General features: G+C 73.0%; 25 protein-coding genes. 15 read left to right on the top strand and 10 right to left on the bottom strand.

Annotated elements, in window-relative coordinates:
- Positions 1-3: 3 nt before the first annotated feature.
- Positions 4-828, bottom strand: a complete 825-nt coding sequence (locus ACFPOE_RS17845; protein WP_376851637.1) for a L,D-transpeptidase — start codon at positions 826-828, stop codon at positions 4-6.
- Between the two features lie 150 nt (positions 829-978).
- Here ACFPOE_RS17845 and ACFPOE_RS17840 point away from each other — a divergent pair, with 150 nt between their 5' ends.
- The 7 genes from ACFPOE_RS17840 to ACFPOE_RS17810 all read left to right on the top strand — a co-directional run bounded on the left by ACFPOE_RS17840 (position 979) and on the right by ACFPOE_RS17810 (position 8,644).
- A complete protein-coding gene (locus tag ACFPOE_RS17840; protein ID WP_376851636.1) occupies positions 979-1,632 on the top strand; it encodes a BON domain-containing protein in 654 nt (217 codons plus the stop codon).
- Between the two features lie 47 nt (positions 1,633-1,679).
- Complete coding sequence (locus ACFPOE_RS17835) at positions 1,680-2,108, top strand: Hsp20/alpha crystallin family protein (protein WP_376851635.1); 429 nt, start codon at positions 1,680-1,682, stop codon at positions 2,106-2,108.
- A 9-nt stretch (positions 2,109-2,117) separates the two neighbouring features.
- Positions 2,118-2,849 carry an ABC transporter ATP-binding protein gene (locus tag ACFPOE_RS17830; protein ID WP_376851634.1) on the top strand — a complete coding sequence of 244 codons (732 nt, stop codon included), beginning with the start codon at positions 2,118-2,120 and terminating at the stop codon, positions 2,847-2,849.
- 4 nt (positions 2,850-2,853) lie between these two features.
- A complete protein-coding gene (locus tag ACFPOE_RS17825; RefSeq protein ID WP_376851633.1) occupies positions 2,854-5,220 on the top strand; it encodes an ABC transporter permease in 2,367 nt (788 codons plus the stop codon).
- 3 nt (positions 5,221-5,223) lie between these two features.
- The gene (locus ACFPOE_RS17820; protein ID WP_376851632.1) at positions 5,224-6,417 is read left to right on the top strand and encodes an efflux RND transporter periplasmic adaptor subunit; all 1,194 of its coding nucleotides are present in this window, start codon (positions 5,224-5,226) and stop codon (positions 6,415-6,417) included.
- Positions 6,418-6,477: 60 nt separating this feature from the next.
- Complete coding sequence (locus ACFPOE_RS17815) at positions 6,478-7,884, top strand: phospholipase D-like domain-containing protein (RefSeq protein ID WP_376851631.1); 1,407 nt, start codon at positions 6,478-6,480, stop codon at positions 7,882-7,884.
- 109 nt (positions 7,885-7,993) lie between these two features.
- Positions 7,994-8,644: a SagB/ThcOx family dehydrogenase gene (locus tag ACFPOE_RS17810; protein ID WP_376851630.1), complete on the top strand. Its 651-nt coding sequence runs from the start codon at positions 7,994-7,996 to the stop codon at positions 8,642-8,644.
- A 40-nt stretch (positions 8,645-8,684) separates the two neighbouring features.
- Here the strand turns inward: ACFPOE_RS17810 and ACFPOE_RS17805 are convergent, their stop codons facing one another.
- The 4 genes from ACFPOE_RS17805 to ACFPOE_RS17790 are packed head-to-tail and all read right to left on the bottom strand — an operon-like array spanning position 8,685 to position 12,382.
- Positions 8,685-9,206 carry a DUF4124 domain-containing protein gene (locus ACFPOE_RS17805; protein WP_376851629.1) on the bottom strand — a complete coding sequence of 174 codons (522 nt, stop codon included), beginning with the start codon at positions 9,204-9,206 and terminating at the stop codon, positions 8,685-8,687.
- Positions 9,203-9,898 (bottom strand): ABC transporter ATP-binding protein, encoded by a 696-nt coding sequence (locus tag ACFPOE_RS17800; protein ID WP_376851628.1) that lies wholly within the window; start codon positions 9,896-9,898, stop codon positions 9,203-9,205. The genes ACFPOE_RS17805 and ACFPOE_RS17800 overlap by 4 nt, the downstream gene beginning before the upstream one ends.
- The gene (locus tag ACFPOE_RS17795; RefSeq protein ID WP_376851627.1) at positions 9,891-11,129 is read right to left on the bottom strand and encodes an ABC transporter permease; all 1,239 of its coding nucleotides are present in this window, start codon (positions 11,127-11,129) and stop codon (positions 9,891-9,893) included. Before ACFPOE_RS17795 ends, ACFPOE_RS17800 begins: the two co-directional genes overlap by 8 nt.
- Positions 11,126-12,382, bottom strand: a complete 1,257-nt coding sequence (locus ACFPOE_RS17790) for an efflux RND transporter periplasmic adaptor subunit (RefSeq protein ID WP_376851626.1) — start codon at positions 12,380-12,382, stop codon at positions 11,126-11,128. Before ACFPOE_RS17790 ends, ACFPOE_RS17795 begins: the two co-directional genes overlap by 4 nt.
- A gap of 105 nt (positions 12,383-12,487) precedes the next feature.
- On the opposite strand from ACFPOE_RS17790, the gene ACFPOE_RS17785 reads away from it, so the two are divergent.
- The 4 genes from ACFPOE_RS17785 to ACFPOE_RS17770 are packed head-to-tail and all read left to right on the top strand — an operon-like array spanning position 12,488 to position 15,848.
- Entirely contained in the window at positions 12,488-12,928 is a 441-nt protein-coding gene (locus ACFPOE_RS17785; RefSeq protein WP_376851625.1) for a universal stress protein, read from the top strand.
- 13 nt (positions 12,929-12,941) lie between these two features.
- Positions 12,942-13,586: a DUF6629 family protein gene (locus ACFPOE_RS17780; RefSeq protein ID WP_376851624.1), complete on the top strand. Its 645-nt coding sequence runs from the start codon at positions 12,942-12,944 to the stop codon at positions 13,584-13,586.
- Positions 13,586-15,064 carry a bifunctional aminoglycoside phosphotransferase/ATP-binding protein gene (locus tag ACFPOE_RS17775; protein WP_376851623.1) on the top strand — a complete coding sequence of 493 codons (1,479 nt, stop codon included), beginning with the start codon at positions 13,586-13,588 and terminating at the stop codon, positions 15,062-15,064. Before ACFPOE_RS17780 ends, ACFPOE_RS17775 begins: the two co-directional genes overlap by 1 nt.
- A gap of 31 nt (positions 15,065-15,095) precedes the next feature.
- The gene (locus tag ACFPOE_RS17770) at positions 15,096-15,848 is read left to right on the top strand and encodes a sensor histidine kinase (RefSeq protein ID WP_376851622.1); all 753 of its coding nucleotides are present in this window, start codon (positions 15,096-15,098) and stop codon (positions 15,846-15,848) included.
- A 22-nt stretch (positions 15,849-15,870) separates the two neighbouring features.
- Here ACFPOE_RS17770 and ACFPOE_RS17765 read toward each other — a convergent pair whose 3' ends face one another.
- Positions 15,871-17,394 (bottom strand): phytoene desaturase family protein, encoded by a 1,524-nt coding sequence (locus ACFPOE_RS17765; protein WP_376851621.1) that lies wholly within the window; start codon positions 17,392-17,394, stop codon positions 15,871-15,873.
- A gap of 111 nt (positions 17,395-17,505) precedes the next feature.
- Here ACFPOE_RS17765 and ACFPOE_RS17760 point away from each other — a divergent pair, with 111 nt between their 5' ends.
- A complete protein-coding gene (locus ACFPOE_RS17760; RefSeq protein ID WP_376851620.1) occupies positions 17,506-18,507 on the top strand; it encodes a S1C family serine protease in 1,002 nt (333 codons plus the stop codon).
- Positions 18,508-18,517: 10 nt separating this feature from the next.
- Complete coding sequence (locus ACFPOE_RS17755; RefSeq protein ID WP_376851619.1) at positions 18,518-18,832, top strand: PspC domain-containing protein; 315 nt, start codon at positions 18,518-18,520, stop codon at positions 18,830-18,832.
- A 21-nt stretch (positions 18,833-18,853) separates the two neighbouring features.
- Here the strand turns inward: ACFPOE_RS17755 and ACFPOE_RS17750 are convergent, their stop codons facing one another.
- Genes ACFPOE_RS17750 through ACFPOE_RS17735 form a run of 4 tightly spaced genes read right to left on the bottom strand, consistent with a single transcriptional unit; the run spans position 18,854 to position 22,214 of the window.
- Positions 18,854-20,191 (bottom strand): FAD-binding protein, encoded by a 1,338-nt coding sequence (locus tag ACFPOE_RS17750; RefSeq protein ID WP_376851618.1) that lies wholly within the window; start codon positions 20,189-20,191, stop codon positions 18,854-18,856.
- Complete coding sequence (locus tag ACFPOE_RS17745; protein ID WP_376851617.1) at positions 20,169-21,392, bottom strand: class I SAM-dependent methyltransferase; 1,224 nt, start codon at positions 21,390-21,392, stop codon at positions 20,169-20,171. Before ACFPOE_RS17745 ends, ACFPOE_RS17750 begins: the two co-directional genes overlap by 23 nt.
- Before the next feature lie 8 nt (positions 21,393-21,400).
- Positions 21,401-21,835 carry a host attachment protein gene (locus ACFPOE_RS17740; protein ID WP_376851616.1) on the bottom strand — a complete coding sequence of 145 codons (435 nt, stop codon included), beginning with the start codon at positions 21,833-21,835 and terminating at the stop codon, positions 21,401-21,403.
- 55 nt (positions 21,836-21,890) lie between these two features.
- Positions 21,891-22,214, bottom strand: coding sequence for a cytochrome C (locus ACFPOE_RS17735; RefSeq protein WP_376851615.1), 324 nt, complete (start codon positions 22,212-22,214; stop codon positions 21,891-21,893).
- 168 nt (positions 22,215-22,382) lie between these two features.
- Between ACFPOE_RS17735 and ACFPOE_RS17730 the strand changes: the two genes are divergently transcribed.
- Together ACFPOE_RS17730 and ACFPOE_RS17725 are read left to right on the top strand one after the other, a co-directional pair.
- On the top strand, positions 22,383-23,912 hold the full coding sequence (locus tag ACFPOE_RS17730; RefSeq protein WP_376851614.1) for a thymidine phosphorylase family protein: 1,530 nt from the start codon (positions 22,383-22,385) through the stop codon (positions 23,910-23,912).
- Positions 23,909-24,811 carry a ribose-phosphate pyrophosphokinase gene (locus ACFPOE_RS17725; RefSeq protein WP_376851613.1) on the top strand — a complete coding sequence of 301 codons (903 nt, stop codon included), beginning with the start codon at positions 23,909-23,911 and terminating at the stop codon, positions 24,809-24,811. Before ACFPOE_RS17730 ends, ACFPOE_RS17725 begins: the two co-directional genes overlap by 4 nt.
- Positions 24,812-24,864 lie beyond the last annotated feature (53 nt).

Below are 24,864 nucleotides of genomic sequence, written 5' to 3'. Positions count from 1 at the left end.
CGGTCAGCGCTTCGGCGCCGCCGGCCGGCGCGGCGCCAAGGAGGACGGGCTCCAGTCGGGACGCTGCCGGCGCTGCGTGTCCACCACCACCAGGTAGCGGCCGGCATGCTCCACCGGCTCGCGCTGCGCCAGCACCCACAGCTTGCGGCCGTCCTGCAGCGCGCTGTCGTAAGCGGCGTCGAGCACACCGTAATGATCGAGCAGCGTGTTCAGCGTGGCCGGAATGCGGATGCAGCCCTTGGACTGCGCGCCGCCCAGCCGCTGCTCCAGCAGGTCCGGATCGGTGGCGTGCATCTGCAGCCGCATGTCCGAGACGGCGTGGTCGCCCCAGCCCTTGGCGACCCGCTGCCAGCCGAAGTCGTAGACCCGCATGCCCTTCTCGCCATAGCCGCGGATGCCCCTGTCGTTGAGCGTGCCCTCGGCGCGGAAGTCGGGGTTGAGCGGCGTGTGGTCGAACACGCCGACCGGCGTCTCGAAGTGGTCGAAGCTGCCCGGCTTGCCGGTGGACACCGGCGACGCGCCCAGCCACTGGTACTCGCCCTGCAGCGGCCGCCAGAACAGCAGCAGCGCCTGCACGCGGGGATCGCGGTCCACCACCAGCAGGTATTGCGGACGGTCCAGCACGAGCCCGGCCCGCTGCAAGGCCTGCTCGGCCAGCGCCGCATAGCGCCGCGCCTCCTCGGGCGGAACGTCCAGCCGCTGTCGCACCTGCGTGCGGTACAGCACGGCCAGCTCGGCTGCGGTCTGGGCGTGCGACGGGCCGCACAGCGATGCCGCCAGCGCAAGTGCAAGTGCAATGGCGCCGGACAGGCGAACGGGCAACGGCATGCGGACTCCTTGATTGCTGGCGCGAATGATCCGGCGCCGGCGCCGGCGTCCGGTTGCGGTTTGTCAAACCCCGCCCGCGCGCGGCTGCCTACAGTGTCTTCAGGCCGCACAAGCGCGGCCTCCATCCATTTCCTGCAAGGAGAGCCCGACATGAAATCCGACAACCAGCTCAAGCTCGACGTCACTGACGAACTGGCCTGGGACCCGGCGGTCAATGCCACCAACATCGGCGTGATCGTCAACAACGGCGTGGTCACGCTGACCGGCCATCTGGACACCTTCGCCGAGAAGCATGCAGTGGAGCGTGCGGTGCGCCGCGTCGCCGGCGTGCGCGGGATAGCCGTCGAACTCGACGTCAAGCTGGCACCCTCCCACAAGCGCAGCGATTCCGAAATCGCCCAGGCCGCCACCAACGCCCTGCGCTGGCATGCGCTGGTGCCGGCCGACCGCATCAAGGTGGAGGTCGAGGATGGCTGGGTCACGCTCAGCGGCGAGGTCGACTGGGGCTACCAGTCCGCCAGCGCCGAACAGGGCATCCGCCCGCTGGTGGGCGTGCGCGGCCTGACCAACGCCATCACCATCAAGGCGCGGGTCAACAACAAGGACGTCGCCGAGCAGATCACCGCGGCGCTGCGGCGCCATGCGGAACGCGAGGCGCACCGCATCGGCGTCGAGGTCGAGGGCGGCGTCGTCACCCTGCGCGGCACCGTCAGTTCCATGTCCGAGCACGACGCTGCGCTGGGCGCGGCATTTGCAGCCAAGGGCGTTTCGCGCGTCGTCGACAAGCTCGAGATCGACGCCTGAGCGCACGCTTTCCTTTCAACCGTCCATCAACGACCAAGGAGTCCATCATGAGCAATCTCAGGCTACTCGACCCGGTGTTCGCCGATCCCTTCGAATCGACGATGCGCCGCTTTTTCTCCCCCACCGTGTTCGAGAACGGTGACCGCGCGCTGCAGATGCGCATCGACGTTTCGGAAAAGGACGACGCCTACCTGGTCAAGGCCGACATCCCGGGCGTGAAGAAGGAGGACATCAACGTGCGCATCGACGGCAACGTGGTGCAGATCGACGCCGAGGCCCGCGAGGAAAAGGAAACCCGCGGCAACGGCGGCAAGGTGCTGCGCAGCGAGCGCTACTACGGCACCATCTCGCGCACCTTCAGCCTGGGCCAGGACGTCGACAACGAGAAGGCCAAGGCCCGCTACACCGACGGCGTGCTGAACCTGGAGCTGCCCAAGAAGGCCAGCACGGCGGCCAAGAAGCTGGCGATCCAGTAAAGGCCACCGATGCCGGCGGCCGCTGTGCAGCAAGACGCCGAGCCGCTGCTGCGCATCCGGTCGCTGGCACGCACCTATGGCAGCGGCGAGGCCGCCGTGCACGCCCTGCGGGCCGTCGACCTGGACGTGGCGCAAGGCGAGTTCATCGTGCTGCTCGGCCCCTCGGGCAGCGGCAAGTCCACCCTGCTGAACATCCTGGGCGGGCTGGACGGGCCCACCAGCGGCGAGGTCAGCTTCCGCGGCCAACGGCTGGACGGCGCCTCGGACACCGAGCTGACGCGCTACCGGCGCGAGCACGTGGGCTTCGTGTTCCAGTTCTACAACCTGATCCCCAGCCTGACGGTGGCCGAGAACGTGGCACTGGTCACCGACATCGCGACGGACCCCATGCCGGTGGACGAGGCGCTGGCGCTGGTGGCGCTGACGCCGCGCCGCAACCACTTCCCCTCGCAGCTGTCCGGCGGCGAGCAGCAGCGGGTGGCGATTGCCCGCGCCATCGCCAAGCGGCCGCAGCTGCTGCTGTGCGACGAGCCCACCGGCGCGCTGGACTACGCCACCGGCAAGCTGGTGCTGGAGGTGATCGCGCGCATCAACACCGAATTGGGCACCACCGCGCTGGTGATCACCCACAACGCCGCCATCGCCGGCATGGCCGACCGGGTGGTGCGCCTGGCCGACGGCCGCATCGCCAGCGTCGAGGTGCCGCCGCGGCGGCTGTCGCCGGCCGAACTCTCGTGGTGACGCGATGAAGGCCCTGGACCGCAAGGTGCTGCGCGACCTGCGCCTGCTCTGGAGCCAGGCGCTGACCATCGCGCTGGTGGTGGCCAGCGGCATCGGCGGCTTCGTCGCCACCCTGTCGGCGGTGGAATCGCTGGCGCAGGCACGCGACGACTTCTATGCCGCCGGCCGTTTCGCCGACGTGTTCGCCGAGGTCCGGCGCGCGCCGGCCGCGATGGAGCAGCGGCTGGCCCAGGTGCCGGGCGTGATCGACGTCCAGACCACGGTGGAGGCGATGGCGCGCGTCACCGTGCCCGGCAGCATCGACCCGGTGATGGGCCAGCTGATCGGGCTGGACGCGCGCCACCCGCAGCGCCTGAACCGGGTGCAGCTGCACAGCGGGCGCTGGCCGGAGCCGGGCACCCACGCGGCCGGCGAGATCGAGGCGGTGGCGACGCTCTCGTTCGCCGAAGCGCATCGGCTGCGGCCGGGCGACAGCGTCTCGGCGCTGGTCAACGGCAAGCGCCGCACGCTGCGCATCACCGGCACCGCGCTGTCGCCCGAGTACATCTTCGGCGGCATCATGGGCATGCCCGACATGCGCGCGTTCGGCGTGTTCTGGACCGACAAGGACGAACTGGCCGCCGCCATGGACATGCGCGGCGCCTTCAACCGGGTGGCGCTCAAGCTGGCGCCCTCCGCCTCCGAACCCCAGGTGCTGGACGAGGTGACGCGCAAGCTGGCGCCGCTGGGCGGCGCGCCGGCCCACGGCCGCGACGAGCAGCAGTCCAACGCGATGCTGGATAACGAGATCCGCGAGCAGCGGGTGCTGGGCACCGTGCTGCCGGCGATCTTCCTGGCGGTGGCCGGCTTCCTGCTGCACGTCGTCACCGCGCGCCTGGTCGCCACCCAGCGCGAGCAGGTGGCGGCCCTGAAGGCGCTGGGCTACGGCAACGCCACCATCGCGCTGCACTACCTCAAGCTGGTGGCGCCGATGGTGCTGGGCGGCTACCTGCTGGGGCTGCTGCTGGGCGACTGGATGGGCACGATGCTCACCGGGCTGTATGCCGAGTTCTTCCGCTTCCCGCGCTTCGAGCACCGGGTCCCGCCCTCGCTGGCGTGGATCGGCCTGGGGATCGTCGCCGTCACCGCGGTGGCCGGCACGCTGACCGCCATCGCCGCCACCGTGCGGCTGTCGCCGGCCGAGGCGATGCGGCCGCCGGCCCCGGGCAGCTACCGGCGCTCGCTGCTGGAGCGGGTGCCGCGGCTGCGGCTGGCGCCGGCGCTGCGCATGATCCTGCGCAACATGGAGCGGCGGCCGCTGCGCGCCGCGCTCACCACCGGCGGCATCGCCGCCGCCGTCGCGATCGTCATCCTGGGCAACTTCTTTCGCGACGCCATGGACGCGATCGTGGACACCCAGTTCAACCTGTCGATGCGCAGCGACGTGATCGTCTGGATGACGGACCCGGTGCGGGCCGCCGCGGCCCGCGAGCTGGCCCGGCTGCCGGGCGTGCTGCAGGTGGAGCCGGGGCGCCGGCTGGCGGTGCGCTTCCGCCACGGCCACCGCACCGAGAAGGGGCTGCTGGACGGCCAGGCGGCACCGGCGCTGCTGCAGCGCGCCATCGCCATGGACCGGCGCGAGGTGCCGGCGCCGGCCGACGGCCTGCTGATGACCGACCGGCTGGCCGACAAGCTCGGGCTCAAGCCCGGCGACACCGTGATCGTGGAGCTGCGCGAGGGCCGGCGCGAGGTGCTGCCGATGGTGCTGCAGGGCACGGTGAGCGACATGATGGGCCTGAACGCCTTCATCCGGCGCGACACGCTCAACGCGATGCTGGGCGACAGCGACCTGGCCAACTTCTTCGGGCTGCGGGTGGGCACCGGCGCGCTGCCCGCGGTGCTGGAGGCGACCCAGGCGCTGCCGAAGGTGGCCGGCGCCTTCAGCAAGTCGACCATGGTGCGCAACATGCAGGAGATCAGCGCGCGCAACGTGCGGATCATGAGCTCGATCCTCACCGCCTTCGCCGTGGTGATCGCGGTCGGCGTGGTCTACAACAACGCGCGCATCGCGCTGGCCGAGCGCGGCTGGGAGCTGGCCAGCCTGCGGGTGCTGGGCTTCACCCGCGGCGAGGTCTCGCTGCTGCTGCTGGGCGAACTGGCGCTGGGCATCGCGGTGGCGCTGCCGCTGGGCATGCTGCTCGGATGGGGGCTGACCCACGCGGTGGTGGGGCTGATGGCCAGCGACCAGTTCAAGTTCCCGGTGGAGATCCAGCCCCGCACCGACGCCTTCGCCGCACTGTGCGTGGTGGCGGCCGGCGTGGCCAGCGCGATGGTCGTGCGGCGCCGCATCGACCGGCTCGACATGGTGGGGGCGCTCAAGACGAGGGAGTGATCGATGTTCAAGAAGAGTTACCTGATCTGGGCGGCCGGCGGCGCCGCCACCATCGGCCTGCTGGCCTGGGCCTTCGCGCCGCGGCCGGTGCAGGTGGAAAGCGCGGCGGTCACGGTGGGCCACTTCGAGCAGGGCATCGAGGAGGACGGCCAGACCCGGCTGAAGGACCGCTACACCGTGTCCACCCCGGTGGCCGCCCGGCTGGCGCGCATCAGCCTGCGCGAGGGCGACCGGGTGGCCGCCGGCGATGCGGTGGCCGTGCTGGTGCCGGCGATGTCCTCGCTGGTGGACGAGCGCAGCTCGCAGGAGGCGGCGGCGCGCTACAAGGCGGCCAGCGCCAACGTCACGCGCACCAACGCCCGCGTCGAGCGGACGGCGGTGACCCGGGAGGAGGCGCAGCTTGAATTGCATCGCACCGAGAAGCTGGCGCGCGAGGGCTTCCTGTCGGCCTCGCGCCTGGACAGCGCCCGGCTGGCGCTGGCGGGCGCGCAGCGCGACCTGGAGATCGCCCGGGCCGAGCGCGAGGCGGCGGTGCACGAGCAGGCGCAGGCGGCCGCCGCATTGCAGCCGGCCAGCGGCAACCTGCAGGCCGGCCGCCCCTTCACCGTGCGCGCGCCGGTGGACGGCGTGGTGCTGCGCGTCACGCAGCCCAGCGAGGCCACGCTGCCGGCCGGCAGCGCGCTGCTGGACATCGGCGACCTGCGGCAGCTGGAAGTGGTGGCCGACCTGCTGACCACCGACGCGGTGCAGGCCCAGCCGGGCCGCCGCGCGGTGGTCGAACGCTGGGGCGGGCCGCCGGTGGAGGGCCACGTGCGGCGGGTCGACCCCGGCGCCTTCACCAAGGTCTCGGCGCTGGGCATCGAGGAGCAGCGGGTGAAGGTGGTGGTGGACCTGGACTCGCCGCCACCGGCCTGGCGCGTGATCGGCGACGGCTACCGAGTCACGCTGCGGGTCATCACCCAGAGCGTGGACCAGGCGGTGATGGTGCCGGTCGGCGCGCTGTTTCCCTATGCCGACGGCGGCGCGGCGGTGTACCGGGTGGACGGCGGCCGCGCCCGGCTGCAGCCGGTGGAGGTGGCGGGCCGCAACGGCAGCGAGGCCTGGATCCGCTCCGGGCTGCAGGCCGGCCAGCGGGTGATCGTCTATCCGCCGCCGGCGGTGGCCGACGGCAAGCGGATCGAACTGCGCAAGGCCTGAAGCGCCGCCGCGCCCGTCCGGCGGCACAATGGCGGCCACCGAACAGACCAGGGCACACCGATGCTTGAACGATTCGAGATCGGCCACTGGCTGACGCTGCACGGTGCCATCGTGCTGCTGGGCCTGGCGGTCTACGTCACCGCCTCGCGCGCCAACCGGCAGCGCCGCCATCCCTCGGCCTCGGTCGCCTGGGTGATCTCGCTGCTGCTGGTGCCCTACCTCGCGCTGCCGGCGTACTTCGTGTTCGGCTCGCGCAAGAACCGCCTCAGGCCGGCGCCGCTGGCGCACGCCAAGCCGCTGCCGGCGCTGTCGCCGGCCGGACGGCTGCAGGCGCTGGCGGTCAACCTCGGCCTCGGGCCGCCGGTCTGCTGCCACGACCTGCGGCTGCACGCCGACGGCGCCGATGCGCTGGCGCGCCTGCGCGAGATCGTGCTGGGCGCGCGTGAAAGCCTGGACGTCGGCACCTTCCTGCTCGGGCGCGACCACGTCGGCCGCGAGCTGTCGCAGCTGCTGGCGCGCCGCGCCCGCGAGGGCCTGAAGGTCCGCCTGCTGATCGACGGCGTCGGCCTGTACCTGGGCGGGCGGCCGGCCCTCGGTGCGCTGCAGCGCGCCGGCGCGCAGGTGGCGCTGTTCGTGCCGCCCTGGGCCTCCTTCCTGCCGGGCCGGATCAACCTGCGCAACCACCGCAAGCTGGTGGTGGCCGACGGCCAGTGGCTGTGGAGCGGCGGGCGCAATCTGGCGGCCGAATACTTCACTGGCAAGTCGCTGCCGCTCGGGCACGTGGCGGCGCCCTGGATCGACCTGAGCTTCGACGTGCGCGGGCCGATCGCCGCCGATGCGCTGGCGCAGTTCCAGTCGGACTGGGAGTTGGCCAGCCGCGGCCGCGCCGGCGCGCATCCGGTGCGGCCCACGGCCCCGGCGCCCGCCGGCCGCGCGACCGCGCAACTGGTGCCCAGCGGGCCGGACCAGGCCGAGGACACGCTCTACTCGCTGATCATCGAAGCCTGCTTCACGGCGCAGCGGCGGATCCTGGCCGTCACGCCGTACTTCGTGCCGGACCCGGGCCTGCTGATGGCCTTCACGCTGGCCGCGCGCCGCGGCGTGCAGGTGGACCTGGTGCTGCCGCGGCACTCCAACCACCGGCTGGCCGACCTGGCGCGGCCGCCCGCCATCCGCGAGCTGGTGGCCGCCGGCGCCCATGTCTGGCTGGCGCCGGGCATGGTCCATGCCAAGGCGGTGGTGGTGGACGAGGTGCTGGCGCTGGCGGGATCGGCCAACCTCGACGAGCGCAGCCTGTTCCTCAACTACGAGATGATGGTCGCCTTCTACGACCCGCAGGCGGTCCGCGGCTTCGCCGAATGGGTCGGCGCCGTGCGCGCCACCAGCACCCGGGTGCAGGCGGCGCCGGTGCCGCTGGCGCGCGAGCTGGCCGAAGGCATCCTGCGGCTGCTGGTGTTCCAGCTCTGAACCCCGGCGCGTCGCCCCCCGCGCTGGCGGCCGCTGCGCTTGCGCCGCATCAAGGCAGGCCCGCCCGGCCCCGCCTACGCTGCTGCATCAACCGACGCAGGGGAACGCCATGAGCACCGTCAGCAAACTGGTCCTGGGCACGATGGGCAAGCTGCGCCCGAAGCCGGCCAGCGGCACCGCGGCCAATGTGATGGCGCTGCCGGCGCCGCGCACGTCCGGCGGCGCCGCCCTGATGCAGGTGCTGGCCGGGCGCCGCTCGCAGCGGGAGTTCTCGCCCCAGCCGTTGCCGCTGCCGCTGATGTCCGACCTGCTGTGGGCGGCCTGCGGCGTGAACCGGCCCGACGGCGGGCGCACCGCGCCCTCGGCGCTGAACGCGCAGGAGGTGGACGTGTACGTGGCGCTTCCGGCCGGCGCCTACCGCTACGACGCCCCGGCCCACCGGCTGCAGCTGGTGGCCGCCGCCGACCTGCGCCGCGTCACCGGCTACCAGGACTTCGTCGACGAGGCGCCGCTCGACCTGGTCTACGTCGCCCACCACGCCCGCCTGAGCGCGGTGCCGGTGGCGCAGCGCGTGGCCTACGCCCATGTGGCCGCCGGCGCCATCGCGCAGAACGTGTACCTGTTCGCCGCCGGCAACGGCCTGGCCACCGTGATCCGGGCCTGGATCGACCGCGACGCGATCGGCGATGCGCTGGGCCTGGGCCACGACCAGCAGGTGATGCTGTCGCAGACGGTGGGTTACCCGAAGGCACCGGGATAGCGAACGGCCCGCCATTCTTGATTCGCGCGCGCGGCGCGGCTCAGCGCACCAGTGCGTCGCGCGCGGCGTAGGCCTCACGCAGTTCAACCCGCTGGCGGTCCACCTGCGCCTGCAGCTGCGCCAGCCGCTCGAAATAGGCGCCGGTCAGCCGGCTGTGGCCGTTGGCCAGGCCCTGGCGCTCGCCGGCCTCGGGCTCCTGGCGCTCCCGCAGCGCCCGCTCCGCCTGCTGCAGCGCATCGATGGCCCGCATCACCCGGGCATCCGCCTCCTCCAGCGCGCGGCGCGCCGGCTGCGCCGGCGGGCCGCTCTGCACCAGCACGCGGGCCGCCGTCGCCCGCTCCGGCGCCGGCAGTTGCGGCAGCCGCAGCACCCGCACCGCGCCGCTGGCGGCGTGTTCCGGCGGCAGCTGCGAGTACACGACGGTGCCGCGCGCATCGCGCCATTCGTACAGGGTCTGCACCTGCGCCCGGGCGGCGGCGGGCAGCAGGCAAAGGACGGCGCCGGCCGCGACCACGCACAGCAGGCCGCGCACGGCGCGGGGTGTGAAGCGGAGCGTGTTCATGCTGCCTCCCTGTCGAGGACCATGCCGTCGACCACCTGGATGATGCTGTCGCAGCGCTGCGACAGCGCCGCGTTGTGGGTGACGAACAGGATCGCCATGCCGTGCGCGCGGTTGACGCTGCGCAGCAGCTCGAACACGGCATCCGCCGACTTGGTGTCCAGGTTGCCGGTCGGCTCGTCGGCCAGCAGCAGCGCCGGGTTCATCGCCAGCGCCCGCGCCACCGCCACCCGCTGCTGCTGGCCGCCGCTGAGGTGGCCGGTCAGGTTGTCCTGCCATTTCTTCAGGCCGACGCTGTCGAGCAGTTCGGCGGCGCGCACGCGCATCGCCTCGTTCGGGAAGCCGGCGTCGCCGAGCATGGGCATCATGACGTTCTCCAGTGCGGTAAAGGCGGACAGCAGATAGTGGTACTGAAAGACGAAGCCGATGGCGTGGCCGCGCAGCCGCGTCAGCGCCCGGTCGTCCAGCGCGGTGGTCTCCTCGCCGGCGATGGCCAGCGTACCGCTGGTCGGCCGGTCCAGCAGTCCGACGATATTCAGCAGGGTGCTCTTGCCGGAGCCTGACGGCCCCATCACGGCGCAGAACTGGCCGGGCTGCAGGTCGAGGTCGATGCCGTGCAGCACCTCGGTCTCGTTGGGCAGGCCGACGTTGAAGGCCTTGTGGACGGCGCGCATGCGCACGACGGGATCAGCCACGGATGGCCACCACGGGGTCGAGCCGCGCCGCGCGCAGCGCCGGCGCGAACGCCGCCGCCAGCCCGGTCATGGTGGCCAGCAACAGGGAGACGCCGAACAGTCCCGGCTCGATCTCCAACGGGAAAAACGGCGTGCCGTCGGGATTGCGCGCATAGCGCTGCCACAGCAGCAGCGCGATGGCGGCGAGCACCGAGCCGGCGATCGACCCCAACAGCCCCAGCACGCCGCCCTGCAGCAGGAACACCCGCAGCACCTGCCCGCGCGAGATGCCCATCGCCCGCAGGATGCCGATCTCGCGCGACTTCTGCACCACCGACACCACCAGCACGCTGGCGATGCCGAAGGCGACCGACAGCCCGACGAAGAAGCGGATGGTGGTGTTGGAGGTCTTCTGCGCCTGCACCGCGGTGAAGAACTGCGCGTTGGTGGCGATCCAGCTGTCCGCTTCCACCCCGGTGGCCGCCCGGATGCGCTGGGCGATCGTTTCGGCCGAGTAGACGTCTTCCACCGTGACGTCGATGCTGGAGACGCCGCCGGTCAGGCCCAGCAGGCTCTGGGCCGTGTGCAGGGCGACGTAGGTGGTGCGCTGGTTGGCGCCCTTGCTGCCCAGGTCGAAGATGCCGGTGATGGACAGCGTGTTGGCGGCGCCATTGGCGGCGGACACGCGCAGCTTGTCGCCCACCGTCAGGCCCAGGTCGCTGGCCAGCTCGGTGCCGATCATGATGTCGCTGCCGGTCAGCCGCGGGCTGCCGTCCACCACCTTCTCGGGCAGGTTGACGATCCGGAAATACAGGTCGGGGTCGACGCCGACCACCGACACCGCGCGGCTGGCGTCGCCGCGCACCACCAGCGCCGAGCCGGTGGCCGCCGGCGACACCACCCGCACGCCCGGCATGGCGCGGATCTGCGCCATCACCGCCTGCCACTGGTCGATCGACTTGAGCCGCTGCAGCGGCGCCTGCACGATCGCGCCCTCCACCGCGTCCGCGCCCAGGCCCGGCGGCGGGCCCAGCGCCCGCGCCACCTCCTTGGGCGGCAGCAGCTGGATGTGGGCCTGCGCGGTCAGCACGCGGCGGATGAAGTTGGCCTGCAGCCCGACCAGCAGCGCCGACATGAACACGATCACCGCCACGCCGACGGCGATGCCGCTGACGATGAACAGGGTCTGCATCCGGCCCTCGCGCAGGAAGCGCAGGGCGACGATCCACTCGAAGGGCAGCCACGCGGTCATGGCGACATTCCGCCGGCCCGGCCGGCCGCCAGCGGCCGCAGCCGCGAACCGTCGCGGATGCGGGCCTCGGCGGCGGGAACGACCAGGTCGCCCGCCCGCAGTCCGTCCAGCACCTCGCTCAGGCCGCCGCTGCGCAGGCCCAGGCGCACCGGGCGGCGGCGCGCGCGGCCTTCCTCCACCCGCAGCACCCACGGCGCCGCGGCGTCGACGTCGTGGACCGCATCGGTGGGCACCAGCACTGCCGCGGGGCGCGCCGCCACCTGGATGTCGACCGACACCGTCATGTCCTGGCGCAGGTAGGCCGGCGGCTCGGCCACCGCCAGCTTGACCTCGACCGAGCCGCGCTGGGCGTCGACGCCGGGATTGATGTACACCAGCCGGGCGTCGAAACGGCTTTCCGGATAGGCGTCGGCCGAGGCCCGGGCCTGCTGGCCGAGCGCCAGCAGGTGGATGTTCTTCTCGTCGATCTGCACCACCAGCTCGGTCTCGCCGGCCGGCGAAAGCACCATCAGCGCCTTGCCCGGCTGCACCACGTCGCCCGCCTCCACCGAGCGGTCGATCAGCGTGCCGGCCACCGGCGCCTCGATGGTGGCGTAGCGCAGCCGCGAATGCGCGGCGTCGGCGCTGGCACGCGCCTGCTGCAGCGCGGTCACCGCGATCGCGTGGTCGCTGCCGCCGCTGCGCGCCGTCTCCACCTGCTTCTGCGCCGAGTGCAGCTGCGCCTGCGCCAGGTCCACCGCCTTCTGCAGATCGTCCAGCGCCGCCTGGCCGATGAAGCCCTGCCGGAACAGGTCGGCATTGCGGCGCAGTTGCGCGCGGGCGTTGTCCAGGTTCACCTGCGCCTGCCGCAGCGCCTGCTCGGCCACCGGCGCCTGCACTTCCGCCACCTGCCGCAGCCGCGCCTGCGCCTGCGCCACCGCCACGTCGGCCTGCGCCGCGGCGGCCCGCAGCTCCGCGCTCTCCAGCTCGATCAGCACCTGGCCCGCAGCCACCACCTGGCCCTCGGCCACCGGCACGCGCCTGACGGTGCCGGTGATCTGGGTGCCGATGCTGACGCGGTGCGGCGCCTCCACATGGCCGCTGGCCACCACCGACTGCACGAAATCGCGCTGCGTCACCGTGCGCACGGGCACCTGCGGCCCCAGCAGCAGGCCGGGGCCGAACCACGCCGCCGCGGCCACCAGCAGCAGCAGCACGAGCGCAGGCGTGCGATAGGGTTTTGCCGCGCTCCACAGGCGCCTGAACCGGTCCATGAAAAAAAGTATCCGTGAGCGTGCCGGGCGCCCGCTTGACGTAGGTCAAGCCGCCCCGGCGCAGCGGGACGCAGCATCGGGAGATCGCATCACCCGAGGTCCACCATGTTCAAGCACATCCTGCTGGCCACCGACGGCTCCGCCGCCTCCGACCACGCGGCCAGGCTGGCCGTCACGCTGGCGCGCGAGCAGCACGCCCGGCTCACCGCGGTCTACGTCGTGGACCCGTATCCATACCTGGGCATCGGCGAGGCCAACCCGATGGGCCTGAACGCCTACCTGTCGGCGGCGCGCGACCACGCCGCCGCGGCCCACGCCAAGGTGATGGCGCTGTGCAACGACAAGGACAAGCCGGTCGACCTGCAGCTGCGCCTGATCGAGGACGCCGGCGCGGTCGTCGGCATCCTCAAGACCGCCCAGGACGAAGGCGCGGACCTGATCGTGGCCGGCTCGCACGGCCGCACCGGCATCGAGAAGCTGATGCTGGGCAGCGTCGCCGCCAAGCTGGCCACGCTGTCGCCGCTGCCGGTGCTGATCAGCCGCTAGCAGCGGTCGCGCCGTGTGCTTTTCCGCCACCGCCAGCTTCGGCGCCGCCTCGGTGCTGCTGGTCCTGGGTGCGCTGTCGCTGCGCGGCGCGCGCGGGCCACAGGAACTGCCGTTCGCCGCGATCCCGCTGCTGTTCGGCATCCAGCAGCTGGTGGAGGGGGTCATCTGGCTCACCTTCGGGCGTGACGCCCCGGGGCTGAACGCAGCCATGACCCACGTCTACTCGTTCTTCTCGCACGTGCTGTGGCCGGTGTTCATCCCGGCCGCGGTGCTGCTGATCGAACCGCCCGGGCGCCGGCGCCGGACGCTGGCCGCGCTGCTGGCCCTGGGGCTGGCCGTGGGAGCCTTCCTGCTTGGCGAGATGGTCGACGACCCGGTGCTGTCGCAGTTGAGCGGCGGCCACGTCGAGTACATCTCGCCGCCGCACTACCTGAAGACGCTATCGACGTTCTATCTTGTCTCCACCACGGCCAGCCTGATGCTCTCGAGCCACGACAAGGTCCGCTGGTTCGGGGCCGCGGCGCTGTTGTCGTTCGCGCTGGCCTACGGCATCTACACCACGTGGTTCGTCTCCGTCTGGTGCTTCTTCGCCGCGCTGCTCAGCGCGATCGTCTGCCTGCACCTGCGGCCGCACGTGATGCTGCCGCGGCCGGCCTGATGGACGGCGCCTCGATCGCGGCGCTGGCGCGCAGCCTGGGGGCGCAGGTCATCGAGACCCACATCTCCTGGGTGCTGCTGGCCGGCGCCGATGCCTACAAGGTGAAGAAGCCGCTGCGCCTGTCCTTCGTCGACTACGGCAGCGCCGGGGCGCGGCTGCACTTCTGCCGGGAGGAGCTTCGCCTGAACCGCCGGCTGGCGCCGGCGCTGTACCTGGGCGTGGTGCCCGTCACCGGCTCGCCGCAGCAGCCGGCGCTGGGCGGCGCCGGGCCGGCGCAGGACCACGCGGTGCACATGCGGCGCTTCGCCGATGGCGCGCTGTTCAGCGAGCAGCTGGCCGCCGGCACGCTGCGCCCCGCCGACGTCGATGCACTGGCCGACCTGCTGGCGGCCAGCCACCGCGCGGCGCCGCGCGCCGCGCCCGCCGATGGCTACGGCTCGCCTGCGCGGCGCCGGGCGGCGGCGCTGGCGGCGCTGGAAGGCGCGAAGGCGGCGGCCGGCGGCGGCGAGCAGGCGACGCTGCACGGCTGGCTGGAGGCGCAGGCAGTGGCGCTGGCGCCGTTGTGGGCAGCGCGCGCCGTCGACGGTTCGGTGCGCGAGTGCCACGGCGACCTGCACCTGGCCAACGCGGTGCGCCTGGACGATGGCGTCGCCGCCTTCGACTGCATCGAGTTCGACCCGGCGCTGCGCTGGATCGACGTGCTCGACGACGCGGCGTTCGCGGTGATGGATTTCGAGGCGCTGGGCTTCCCCGGCCTGGCCTTCCGCTTCCTGAATCGCTGGCTTGATGCCGGCGGCGAGCACGCCGGCCTCCCGGCGCTGCGCTTCGCGCTGGTGTACCGGGCGCTGGTGCGGGCGCAGGTGGCCTGCCTGCGAGGACCGCCGGCCGCCGCCGACGCCCGCCGCTATCTGGAAGCGGCCCTGCGCTGGTGCACGCCGGGCGCGGCGCAGCTGACCATCACCCACGGCCTGCCGGGCTCGGGCAAGACCTTCGCGTCGCAGCGGCTGCTGGAGCAGCAAGGCGCGATCCGGCTGCGCTCGGACGTCGAGCGCAAGCGACTGGCCGGGCTGGCCATGCTGGAGGACTCGCAGGCGCGCGGGCTGGACCTGTACGGCGCCGATGCCAGCGCCAGGACCTATGCGCGACTGCTCGCGCTGGCCCGGGTGGCGCTGGCGGCCGGCTATCCGGTGATCCTGGACGCCGCCTTCCTGCGGCGCGCCGAACGCGACGGCGCCCGCGCGCTGGCGCGGGAACTCGCCCTGCCGTTTTCGATCCTCCACTGTGAAGCGCCGCCGCCGGTGCTGCGCGAGCGGCTGGCGGCACGCCGGGGTGATGCCTCGGAAGCGGACATGGCGGTGCTGGAGAAGCTGCTCGCCGTCGCCGAGCCGCTGCAGGCCGACGAGCTGCCCGGCGTGCTGCGGACGGAGCCCGGGGTTGACCCAGGTCAAGGCGCGCCGCCGGGCCGGGGCGCAGCATGAAATGCAAATGCCTGAGCGCAGAGGGGAAGCCATGCAAACGTCCACCATCGCGGCCTGCCCGGCCGCGGCAAGGTCGTCCCAGATGACGGCCGCGCCGCCGAGCCCCGACACCACGCCGGGGCAGCTCGCCAGCCAGCTGCAGGGGGCGCGCGAGCAGGCCCGCGCGCAGGAGCGCGAACACCTGGCGCGCGAGTTCCACGACGTCCTGGGCGGGCTGCTGACCGCCGCCCGGCTCGACATCGCCAGCCTGCAGGCGCGGCTGGGCGGCCACGATGCGGAGGTGGACCGGCGGCTGGCGCACCTGAACGACACGCTGCGCGCCGCCTTCGCCCTGAAGCGCCGCATCGTCGACGGCCTGGCGCCGGCCTCGCTGCACGGCGTCGGGCTGACGGCGTCGCTGGAGGCGATGGTGCGCGAATTCGTCGAGGCCTCGGGCATCCGCGTCAGCACCTACCTGGACAACGTCGTCGCCGACGAGGCGACCCAGCTGGCGATCTACCGGCTGGTGCAGGAGTCGCTGACCAACATCGCCAAGTACGCGGATGCCCGCGCCGCCGAGATCATGCTGCGCAACCGCGGCAACACCATCACCGTGGTGGTGTCCGACGACGGCCAGGGCTTCGAGGCGGGGCAGGCCCGGCCGGGCGGCCACGGGCTGGAGGGGATGCGCCACCGGGTCGAGAGCGTCGGCGGCCAGTTCACGGTGGATTCGGCGCGCGGACGCGGCACGCGTGTCAGCGCCAGCCTGCCCAAGGTCCCCGGACCCGGCGCCACGGCGCACTGAGCGCCGCAGTCGCGCCGCCCGCTCAGCGCAGCATCGGCCACAGGGCGGGCTCAACCGAGGCCGCCGCCAGCATGCCACCCATGCAGGCGCCTTCGACGCCGGGACTGGTCACGTCCTGGCCGGCCAGCAGCAGTCCGGGCAGCGGCGTGCGCACGTGCAGCGCCGGGCTGGTCAGGCGCTCGGCCGACATCTCGATGCCGTACATCGCGCCCTGCGGCGAGCGCACGTAACGCTGCTGCGTGACCGGCGTGGACAGCTCGTGGAAGCGCAGCATCGGGCGCAGCGCCGGAAAGTGCCGCAGGAATTGCGCCAGCAGCCGCTGCTGCACCTGCTCCTTGAGCGCCTGGTACTCGGGCGGGCGGCGCGCAGCGGGCATTGCCAACCAGGGCGCGAAGGCCGCCGCGTCCACCACGGAGACCACCTCCGCGGTCGGCGCGCCGTGGCTGGCCGGGTCCTTCAGCGAGGGGAAGGAGACGAACAGTGCGGGCGCTTCGGTCTGCGCGGGGTCCCGCCAGACGGCGCCGATGTCCTGGCTGGCGTAGATCCAGTGGTTGGCGCTGCTGGCGCCGGCCGCGGCGATGTCGCCTTCCAGCCCGACGTACAGCGACACGTACGACAGGCCCGGCGCCAGGCCGCGGACCGTCTGCTGCCAGCCGGCCGCGTCCTCGTCGTCCAGGCAGGCGACGGTGTTGGCCACGCCCATCGCCGAGATCACCAGGCGCGAGGCCTCGCGCCAGCGCTTGCCGCGCTGCTCGAATTCGACGCCGCACACGTGGCCTTCGGTGGTGAGGATGCGCTTGGCGTCGCAGCCCACCCGCAGCTCGCCGCCGCCGGCGGCAATCGCCGGCGCCAGCGTCTGCGCAAAGCGGGCCGGCCCGCCCACCGGGTAATAGGCGCCGGCGTTGTACGAGCCGGTGACCAGGGCGTGCTCCACGAACGGCGCCTGCGGCGGCGGCGCGCCGTGGTTGGCCCAGCGCGCGCCCAGCACCGCGCGCAGCGCCGGGTCGTCGATCCTGGCCAGCTCCCCGGCCAGCGTGCGGCCGGCCCATTCGGCCGCCTCGGCGCCGCGCCACTGGCGCAGGCCCCACGCCAGCAGCGCCGGCGCGCCGTGCAGCGCGAACAGCGTGAAGGCGTTGCGCCGGGCCGCCTCGCAGGCCTCGAACCAGCGGGCGATGGCGGCGTGCTGGCGCGCAAAGCGCGCCAGCAGCGCCAGCCGGTAGGCGCTCTCCGGGTGTTCGATGCCGAAGCTGAAGCCGGGCCACTGCACGATGTCGTACGGGTTGGCGCAGGGCGCGAACTGCAGCGCACCGCCGGTCAGCCAGGCCAGCAGCCGGCCGAACTGCGCTTTCGGACCCGGTTGCGGGGCGACACCGCCGATGTAGTGAACGCCGGTGGCGAAGCTCCACTGCTGCCGGCGGAAGGTCTGGGTCAGGCCGCCCGCCACCGCGTGCTGCTCCAGCACCAGCACCCGGCGGCCCCGCCGCGCCAGCGCCGCCGCGGCCGACAGCCCACCGATCCCCGAGCCGATCACGATCGCGTCCCACATGCTTGCCTCCACCGCCGATGGGCCGGCACCTCGACAAGATAGCCCTGGCGCCGGCGCCCGCCCTTGATCCATGACAAGGGTGCGGCGGCCGTCCGGTCCGATGCTCGCCTCATGCGCAAGATGATCCTTGTCCTGGCCTGCGCCCTGCTGCTGTGCGGCTGCGCCGACACGCCCCTGGCGCTGCGGCCGGGGCCGCCGGCCAGCTTCGCGCCGGCGCTGGCGCGCGCCTTTCCGCTGGCGGTGGGCGTCTATGCCATCGGCGACCGCCAGCGCGCCAAGCTGGGCGTGGAGGGCGAGGACGAGACGCTGCAGGCGGTGCAGGTCGGCTCCGGCTTCATGCTCGACGCCAGCGGCACGGTGGCGACCGCCGCCCACGTGCTGGAGGCGGCCACCCGGGTGGTGGTGCGGCTGGCCGACGGCCGCGTGCTGCCGGCGGAGGTGGTGGGCGAGGACCCGGCCACCGACATCGCCGTGCTGCACGTCGCGGCCAGCCTGCCCCAGGCGCCGGTGTTCGGCCGCAGCACCACGCTGCAGCCGGGCGACTGGGTGCTGGCGATCGGCGAGCCCTTCGGCCTGAACCGCTCGGTGGCGGCCGGCATCGTCAGCGGCAAGGACCGCCACTTCGTCGACGACAGCGAGGTGATCGCGATCCAGAGCGACATCGCCTTCAACCCGGGCAACTCGGGCGGCCCGCTGCTGGACGCCCGCGGCGCGATCGTCGGCATGAACCAGCGCAGCATCCTGGGCCCGTACGGCACGCCCGGGGTCAGCCTGTCGGCGCCGATCGAGGTGGTCCAGCAGATCGCCGCCGAACTGCAGCGCGGCCCGATCCGCCGGCCGCGGCTGGGCGCGCAGTTCAACGACCTCACGGCGCCGGAAGCGCTGGACGCCGGCCGCCCGGATGCGCGCGGCGCGCTGGTCAGCCAGGTCGAGCGCGGCAGCCTGGCCGACCGCATCGGCCTGAGGCCCGACGACATCGTGGTGGCCATGAACGGCCGGCCGATCGCCAGCGGCGCCGACCTGGCACGCGCCCTGCTCGCCTGGCGCGAGGCGGCCGGGACGCGGCTGGTGGTGGTGCGCGACAAGGCATACCGGCAGCTGGTGCTGCCCTGAAGGAGCGACCATGGCATTGAGCGACGAACTGAACCGGCTGGACGAGCTGCGCGGCCGGGGCGTGCTGTCGGACGCCGAATTCGAACGCGCGAAGGCGCAGGTGCTGGACGGCGCGCCGCCGCTGCGGCCGGCGCCGCTGGCGGCGCTGAACGCGCTGCGGCGCAGCCGCACCGACCGCTGGATCGCGGGCGTGTGCGGGGGCCTGGCGGCGGCCACCGGCGCCGAGGCCTGGGTCTGGCGGCTGCTGTTCGCGCTGCTGGCGCTGTGCGGCGGCGCCGGCGTGATCGCCTACCTGCTGCTGTGGATCTTCGTGCCGCAGGACTGAGGAAGGCCGCGCGCGCCACCGTCAGGCGCGCCGCACGCACTTGTCGTACAGGTGCGCAGCCCGGCCCTGCGGGTCGTAGCGGCGCTTGAGCCGCTCGTACTGCGCCTGCCCGTAGGCCGCGGCGAATTCCTCGCGCGTGAAGAAGCTGTCCGAGTACAGCGACTTGATGCCGCCCAGCCGCAGCACCTCGCGCTCCACCAGCCGGTTGTAGTGGCCAGGCTCCAGCTGCACCGGCGACTCGATCGTGTCCCAGAAGCCGAAGTTGACGTACAGCGGCGCGGCCGGCAGCCGGTAAAGCGGAAATTCCCCCCCCGCCAGCTCGCCGCGCAGCGGGCAGGCCCAGACCGGCGCGATGCCGATCTCGCGCTGCAGGAACTCCAGGAACTGCGGCGCGCGGTCCAGCGGGATGTCGACGTCCTGCACCACGCTTTCCGGGTAGCGGCCGCGCAGGCGCGCCAGCCGCCGCGTGAGCTGCCAGCGCGCGTTGATCCGCATCCAGCGGGTGTAGGTCCGCGAATTGAGGCGGCGCCGCCCCAGCAGGCGCCGCACCAGCGGATGCTGGGCGCCGAAGTTGCGCGAGCACCAGAACCAGTCGGTGTCCCAGCGCCACAGGTAGTCGCGGGTGGACAGGTAGTCCTCGGCACGTTCGCGCAGCGAGCGGTAATAGATGTCCATGTACGTGTAGTCGCTGTGCCAGGGCGCCCGCGCGCAGAACGCGGCCGAGCTCACCACGTAATCGCCGGGGCCGAAGGCCACGCCGTCGACGAAGTCGGCGCTGCCGCGGGTGGCGTCGTGCAGCAGCCGGAAGAACTCGCCGGCATCGGCCGTGCGGCGGTGCGTGACGTGCACCATCGGCTGCACCGGGATGGTCGCCAGGCGCAGCCGCAGGGCGTAGCCCAGCGTGCCGTAGGAATTGGCGAACCCGAAGAACAGGTCGCTGTGGGCGTTGTCCGGCGTGCAGAGCACGACCTCGCCGGCCGGCAGCAGCACCTCGATCTCCAGCAGGGTGTCGTGCACCAGCCCGTGCCGGAACGAGGTCGCCTCGATGCCGACGCCGGCCGCCGCGCCGCCGGCCGTGATGGTCTTGAGCTGCGGCACCACCGCCGGCATGAAGCCGCGCGGCAGGCACCAGTCCACCAGCTGCTCGTAGCTGGCCAGCCCCTCGACGTCCACCCAGCCGGCCTGCGTGTCGCAGGCCAGCACGTGGTGCAGCTCGCGCAGGTCCAGCCGCGGGCGCCGCTGGCGGTCGCGGTCGCGAAACAGGTTGGAGCTGTCCTTGCGCAGCGCCGGCGCCGTGCCTGCGCCCAGTTGCGCCGCGGCCCGCGCCACCAGCGCGTCATGGGTGCTGGCGGGCGTCATAGACGTGCTCGCGCGTCATCGGATAGCCGCTGCCGACGTTGCCCTTGCTGACGACCACCTGGAACAGGTGGGTCTGGCCGTGGTCGCTGCGGAACATCTCCGCGCAGCCGACCAGGTAGCACATCCAGATGCGGCGGAAGCGCTCGTCGAAGCGCAGCGGGTCGAGCGCCTGGATCTGCGGCCAGCTGGCCGCGAAGCGCCCGGCCCAGGCGTCCAGCGTCGGCGCGTAGTGGCGCCTGAGGTTTTCCACGTCCAGCACCTCCAGGCCGCAGCGCTCCATCTCCACCAGCGCGTCGGCCAGGCTCGGGATCCAGCCGCCGGGAAAGACATGCTTGCGGATGAACAGCTCGGTGTCGCGGCGCCCGACATGGCCGATGAAGTGCAGCAGGCCCAGGCCGCCCGGCCGCAGGAAGGCCGCATGGGCGCGCACCACGTCGGCCAGCTGGTCGCGCCCGGCATGCTCCAGCACGCCGATGGACACCACCTTGTCGTACTGCGCGTCGGCCGTGCGGAAGTCGGCCTCGCGCACCTGCAGCCGGTCCTGCATGCCGCGCCGGCCGATCTCCTGGCGCAGCCAGTCCACCTGCTCGGTGGTGGTGTTGATGCCGACGCCGCACGCGCCGGTGGTCTCGGCGGCGCGAAACATGAAGCCGCCGAAGCCGCAGCCGATGTCGACGAAGCGCTCGCCGGCGGCCAGCCGCAGCTTGCGGCTGACATGGTCGATCTTGTCGCGCTGGGCCTGCTCCAGCGTCGCGGTGCCGTCGCGCCAGTAGGCGCAGGTGTACATCTTGAGCGGGTCGTCCAGCCACAGCCGGTAGAACGGCTCGCCCAGGCCGTAGTGGGCCCGGGCGTTGGCCTTGGCCTGCTCCGGCGAGCGGTTGGCCGCGTGCCACTCCAGCAGGTTGTTCTCCACCCCGTTGACCGCGTCGAAGCGCACGTCGAAGCCCGAGCGCATGCCCGCGGCCATGGCGGCGCCCAGGTCGCCCGCGATGTCCACCTGCTGGTCGAAATAGGCCTCCAGCAGGCCCATGTGCCCGCGCAACAAGGTCGCGGCCAGCGCCGACTCGCTGCGAAACAGCACGGTGAACCGCGGCGTCCCCGGCCCGGCCCGGTAGCTGCGGCCGCCGGGCAGCACCACTTCGAAGGCGGTACCGGCCGATAACGACAGGCCGTCGACCAGCGGCTGCAGGGACAGGTCCACGGACCGGCTCAGTGCGCGGCGGCGATGCGCGACTCGATCTCCGCCAGCGCGAAGCTGGTCAGGTCCAGGTCGTGGGTGCCGGCCAGCAGCCGCATGGTGGACGCGCCCAGCGCCGCCTTGAGCTCGCCCAGGAACGGGCTCGACGCATAGACCGTCAGCCGCTGGAAGCGGCCTTCGCCGGCCGCCTGTTCCAGGGCCGCGGCCAGCTCGCTGGCGAAGTGCAGCTGCTCCTTGTGGTGCGGGTCCATCCGCGGCGGAAAGGCGGCGCCGCCGAAGGCGCTGTCGGATTTCTGCCGGCCGGCCTTGTCGTCGCCCAGTTCGCTGGTGTGCAGGCGGCTGGCGGGATGCTCGAAGCTCTTGAGCTCCACCAGCGGCGTGCCGCTCTCGTGCTGCAGCAGCCGGGCGTGGCCGGCGTTGGCGATCAGGATCCAGTCTGGTTTCATGGCAGTTCCATTCATGCGAGTGACGATTGACGATGCTTCGAGCCTGGCGGCGGCGTCAGCGCGCCAGGCCGACCCGGTCCGAGGTCTGCGGATAGCGGTAGATGGTGTCGTTCAGGTAGCGCGCGACCTGCACCACGTCGGCTTCGTCCCAGCCCAGCGAGGCATTGGCCTGCCAGCGCCGGACCTGCTGCTTGAGCGTCTCCCAGTCGCGGGCCTGGCGCTGGTCGCGCCAGTGCACCTGCGTGCTGTGGCACTCGATGCAGTGGGTGGCGTAGAGCAGCTGGCCGCGGTCGGGGACGGCCGCCGGCTGCGCCGTCGCGGCGGCAGCGGCCAGCGCCAGCACGGCCGGCAGCAGGATGCGGATGGTGGGATGGGTCATGGCTGGCTCCGGTGCACTGTCCATCGTGCGCCGCCGGCCGGGCCTTGCGCTTGACGTGCATCAAGGCCGGTGCGCGGGCCGGCGTCAACACTGGGATCCCGTCCCTTCGCGGCATTCCCGAGCTTTCCATGTCCCAGCGCATTGCCGCCGCCGGCGCGGCCTGACCCCATGCCAGAACAAGAGCGCCCAGCCCTGCCGCCGAACCAGCTGCGGCTGCGCCGGCTCGGGATCGACACCTACCAGGAGCCGGTGCTGTACATGCACCGCGACTGCCACGTCTGCCGCTCGGAGGGCTTCGAGGCGCAATCGCGGGTCGAGCTGTCGCTGGGCGGGCGCACCATCGTCGCCACGCTGAACGTGGTCAGCGGCGACATCGTCTCGGTCGACGAGGCCGGCCTGTCGGAGGCGGCCTGGCGGCTGCTGCAGGCGCGCGACGGCGACCAGGCCACGCTGCGCCACCCGGCGCCGATCGAGTCGCTGGGCCACATGCGCTCCAAGGTCTACGGCAAGCGGCTGGGCGCGGCGCAGCTGGACGCGGTGGTCCAGGACATCGCCGCCGGCCGCTATTCGGACCTGGAGCTGGCCGCCTTCATCACCGCCTGCGCCGGCGACCGCCTCGACATCGAGGAAACCACCGCGCTCACCCGCGCGATGGTGTCGGCCGGCGAGCGCATGGCCTGGAGCACCAGCCCGGTGATGGACAAGCATTCGGTCGGCGGCCTGCCGGGCAACCGCACCACCATGGTGATCGTGCCGATCGTGGCGGCCTGCGGGCTGGTGATGCCCAAGACCTCGTCGCGCGCCATCACCTCGCCGGCCGGCACCGCCGACACGATGGAGACGCTGGCGCCGGTCGACCTGGAGGTGGCGCAGATCCGGCGCGTGGTCGAACGCACCGGCGGCTGCATCGTCTGGGGCGGCGCGGTGCGCCTGAGCCCGGCCGACGACATCCTGATCCGGGTGGAGCGGCCGCTGGACCTGGACAGCCCCGGCCAGCTGGTGGCCTCGGTGCTGTCCAAGAAGATCGCCGCCGGCTCCACCCACGTGCTGATCGACATGCCGGTGGGCCTGACGGCCAAGGTGCGCTCCAGCCATGCGGCGGCAGTGCTCGCGCGCCAGCTCGAACTGGTGGGCAAGGCGCTGGGCGTGAAGGTGCTGGTGGTGCAGACCGAGGGCCAGGCGCCGGTCGGGCGCGGCATCGGGCCGGCGCTGGAGGCGCGCGACGTGCTGGCGGTGCTGCGCAACGAGGCCGGCGCGCCCGCCGACCTGGCGCAGCGCGCCCTGCTGCTGGCCGGCCGGCTGCTGGAGTTCGGCGGCGCCACGGCCGCCGGCCAGGGCGCGGCGCTGGCGGCGCAGGTGCTGGCCGACGGCCGGGCCTGGCGCAAGTTCCAGGACATCTGCGAGGCCCAGGGCGGCATGCGGGTGCCGCCGGTGGCGCCCTGCCAGCAGCCGGTGCTGGCCGGGCACGCCGGCACCGTGATCGCCATCGACAACCGCCGGCTGGCCCGCATCGCCAAGCTGGCCGGCGCGCCGATCGACGCCTGCGCCGGGCTGGACCTGCACGTGCGGCCCGGCGAGCTGGTCGAACGCGGCCAGCCGCTGTTCACGCTGCAGGCCGAGACGCCGGGCGAACTGGGCTATGCGCTGGACTACGCGCTGCAGGCGGACGCGGTGCACGTGATGGAGGAAGCGCGGTGAAGCTGCTGGTCCTGGCGCTGCCCGGCAACGGCGCACTGGCCGCCACCCTGGCCGGGCAGCTGCAGTGCGACTGGAGCGAGCTGGCGCTGCACCGCTTTCCCGACGGCGAGACGCTGGTGCGCATCGACGCGCCGGTGCGCGGCCGCTGCGTGGTGCTGGCCGGCAGCCTGCACCATCCCAACGAGAACACGCTGCCGATGCTGTTCGGCGCCGACACCGCGCGCGACCTCGGCGCCTCGCAGGTCGGCCTGGCGGCGCCGTACCTGGCCTACCTGCGGCAGGACCGGCGCTTCCATGCGGGCGAGGCGATCACCTCGCTCAGCTATGCCCGCCTGCTGTCCTCCTCGCTGGACTTCCTGGTGACGGTCGATCCGCACCTGCACAGATGGCACAGCCTGGACGAGGTCTACCCGATCCGCACCCAGGTCGTGGCGGCCGCGCCGCTGATCGCGCAGTGGCTGCGCGCCAACGTGGCCGACCCGCTGATCGTCGGCCCCGACGCCGAGAGCGGGCAATGGGTGGCCGAGGTGGCGCGGCTGGCCGGCGCGCCCTGGACGGTGCTGGCCAAGACCCGGCACGGCGACCGCGAGGTGCGCGTTCGGATGCCGATGCCCGGCCCCTGGCCGCCCGCCACGCCGGTGCTGGTGGACGACATCATCTCCACCGGCGAAACCCTGGCGGCGGCGGCGGCCGCGCTGCGCGAGGCCGGTCTGGCGGCGCCGCTGTGCATCGGCGTGCATGCGCTGTTCGACGACAGCGCGCTGGCGCGGCTGCTGGCCGCCGGCGTGTCGCGGGTGGTGACCTGCGACACCATCGCGCACCCGACCAACGCGATCCACGTCGGCGCGCCGCTGGCGCAGGCGGTGCTCGCGCTGGCCTCTGCAGCGGCCTCGGCCTGAATCCTTGCGCCAGATCAACGCGGGCGGCGGCCAAAGGCCGATGCTTGTGGCAG

Origin of the sequence: Caenimonas terrae (assembly GCF_042655405.1) — a bacterium.
Taxonomy (GTDB): Bacteria; Pseudomonadota; Gammaproteobacteria; order Burkholderiales; family Burkholderiaceae_C; genus Ramlibacter; species Ramlibacter terrae_A.
The sequence above is the reverse complement of the archived record's forward strand: the minus strand, read 5'-3'. Positions and strand labels throughout refer to the sequence as shown.

What these genes read in the sequence shown, in the direction of transcription:
- ACFPOE_RS17845 (WP_376851637.1), bottom strand. Translation starts at nt 828, where the DNA reads ATGCCGTTGCCCGTTCGCCTGTCCGGCGCCATTGCACTTGCACTTGCG.
- ACFPOE_RS17840 (WP_376851636.1), top strand. Translation starts at nt 979, where the DNA reads ATGAAATCCGACAACCAGCTCAAGCTCGACGTCACTGACGAACTGGCC.
- ACFPOE_RS17835 (WP_376851635.1), top strand. Translation starts at nt 1,680, where the DNA reads ATGAGCAATCTCAGGCTACTCGACCCGGTGTTCGCCGATCCCTTCGAA.
- ACFPOE_RS17830 (WP_376851634.1), top strand. Translation starts at nt 2,118, where the DNA reads ATGCCGGCGGCCGCTGTGCAGCAAGACGCCGAGCCGCTGCTGCGCATC.
- ACFPOE_RS17825 (WP_376851633.1), top strand. Translation starts at nt 2,854, where the DNA reads ATGAAGGCCCTGGACCGCAAGGTGCTGCGCGACCTGCGCCTGCTCTGG.
- ACFPOE_RS17820 (WP_376851632.1), top strand. Translation starts at nt 5,224, where the DNA reads ATGTTCAAGAAGAGTTACCTGATCTGGGCGGCCGGCGGCGCCGCCACC.
- ACFPOE_RS17815 (WP_376851631.1), top strand. Translation starts at nt 6,478, where the DNA reads ATGCTTGAACGATTCGAGATCGGCCACTGGCTGACGCTGCACGGTGCC.
- ACFPOE_RS17810 (WP_376851630.1), top strand. Translation starts at nt 7,994, where the DNA reads ATGAGCACCGTCAGCAAACTGGTCCTGGGCACGATGGGCAAGCTGCGC.
- ACFPOE_RS17805 (WP_376851629.1), bottom strand. Translation starts at nt 9,206, where the DNA reads ATGAACACGCTCCGCTTCACACCCCGCGCCGTGCGCGGCCTGCTGTGC.
- ACFPOE_RS17795 (WP_376851627.1), bottom strand. Translation starts at nt 11,129, where the DNA reads ATGACCGCGTGGCTGCCCTTCGAGTGGATCGTCGCCCTGCGCTTCCTG.
- ACFPOE_RS17790 (WP_376851626.1), bottom strand. Translation starts at nt 12,382, where the DNA reads ATGGACCGGTTCAGGCGCCTGTGGAGCGCGGCAAAACCCTATCGCACG.
- ACFPOE_RS17785 (WP_376851625.1), top strand. Translation starts at nt 12,488, where the DNA reads ATGTTCAAGCACATCCTGCTGGCCACCGACGGCTCCGCCGCCTCCGAC.
- ACFPOE_RS17775 (WP_376851623.1), top strand. Translation starts at nt 13,586, where the DNA reads ATGGACGGCGCCTCGATCGCGGCGCTGGCGCGCAGCCTGGGGGCGCAG.
- ACFPOE_RS17770 (WP_376851622.1), top strand. Translation starts at nt 15,096, where the DNA reads ATGCAAACGTCCACCATCGCGGCCTGCCCGGCCGCGGCAAGGTCGTCC.
- ACFPOE_RS17765 (WP_376851621.1), bottom strand. Translation starts at nt 17,394, where the DNA reads ATGTGGGACGCGATCGTGATCGGCTCGGGGATCGGTGGGCTGTCGGCC.
- ACFPOE_RS17760 (WP_376851620.1), top strand. Translation starts at nt 17,506, where the DNA reads ATGCGCAAGATGATCCTTGTCCTGGCCTGCGCCCTGCTGCTGTGCGGC.
- ACFPOE_RS17755 (WP_376851619.1), top strand. Translation starts at nt 18,518, where the DNA reads ATGGCATTGAGCGACGAACTGAACCGGCTGGACGAGCTGCGCGGCCGG.
- ACFPOE_RS17750 (WP_376851618.1), bottom strand. Translation starts at nt 20,191, where the DNA reads ATGACGCCCGCCAGCACCCATGACGCGCTGGTGGCGCGGGCCGCGGCG.
- ACFPOE_RS17740 (WP_376851616.1), bottom strand. Translation starts at nt 21,835, where the DNA reads ATGAAACCAGACTGGATCCTGATCGCCAACGCCGGCCACGCCCGGCTG.
- ACFPOE_RS17735 (WP_376851615.1), bottom strand. Translation starts at nt 22,214, where the DNA reads ATGACCCATCCCACCATCCGCATCCTGCTGCCGGCCGTGCTGGCGCTG.
- ACFPOE_RS17730 (WP_376851614.1), top strand. Translation starts at nt 22,383, where the DNA reads ATGCCAGAACAAGAGCGCCCAGCCCTGCCGCCGAACCAGCTGCGGCTG.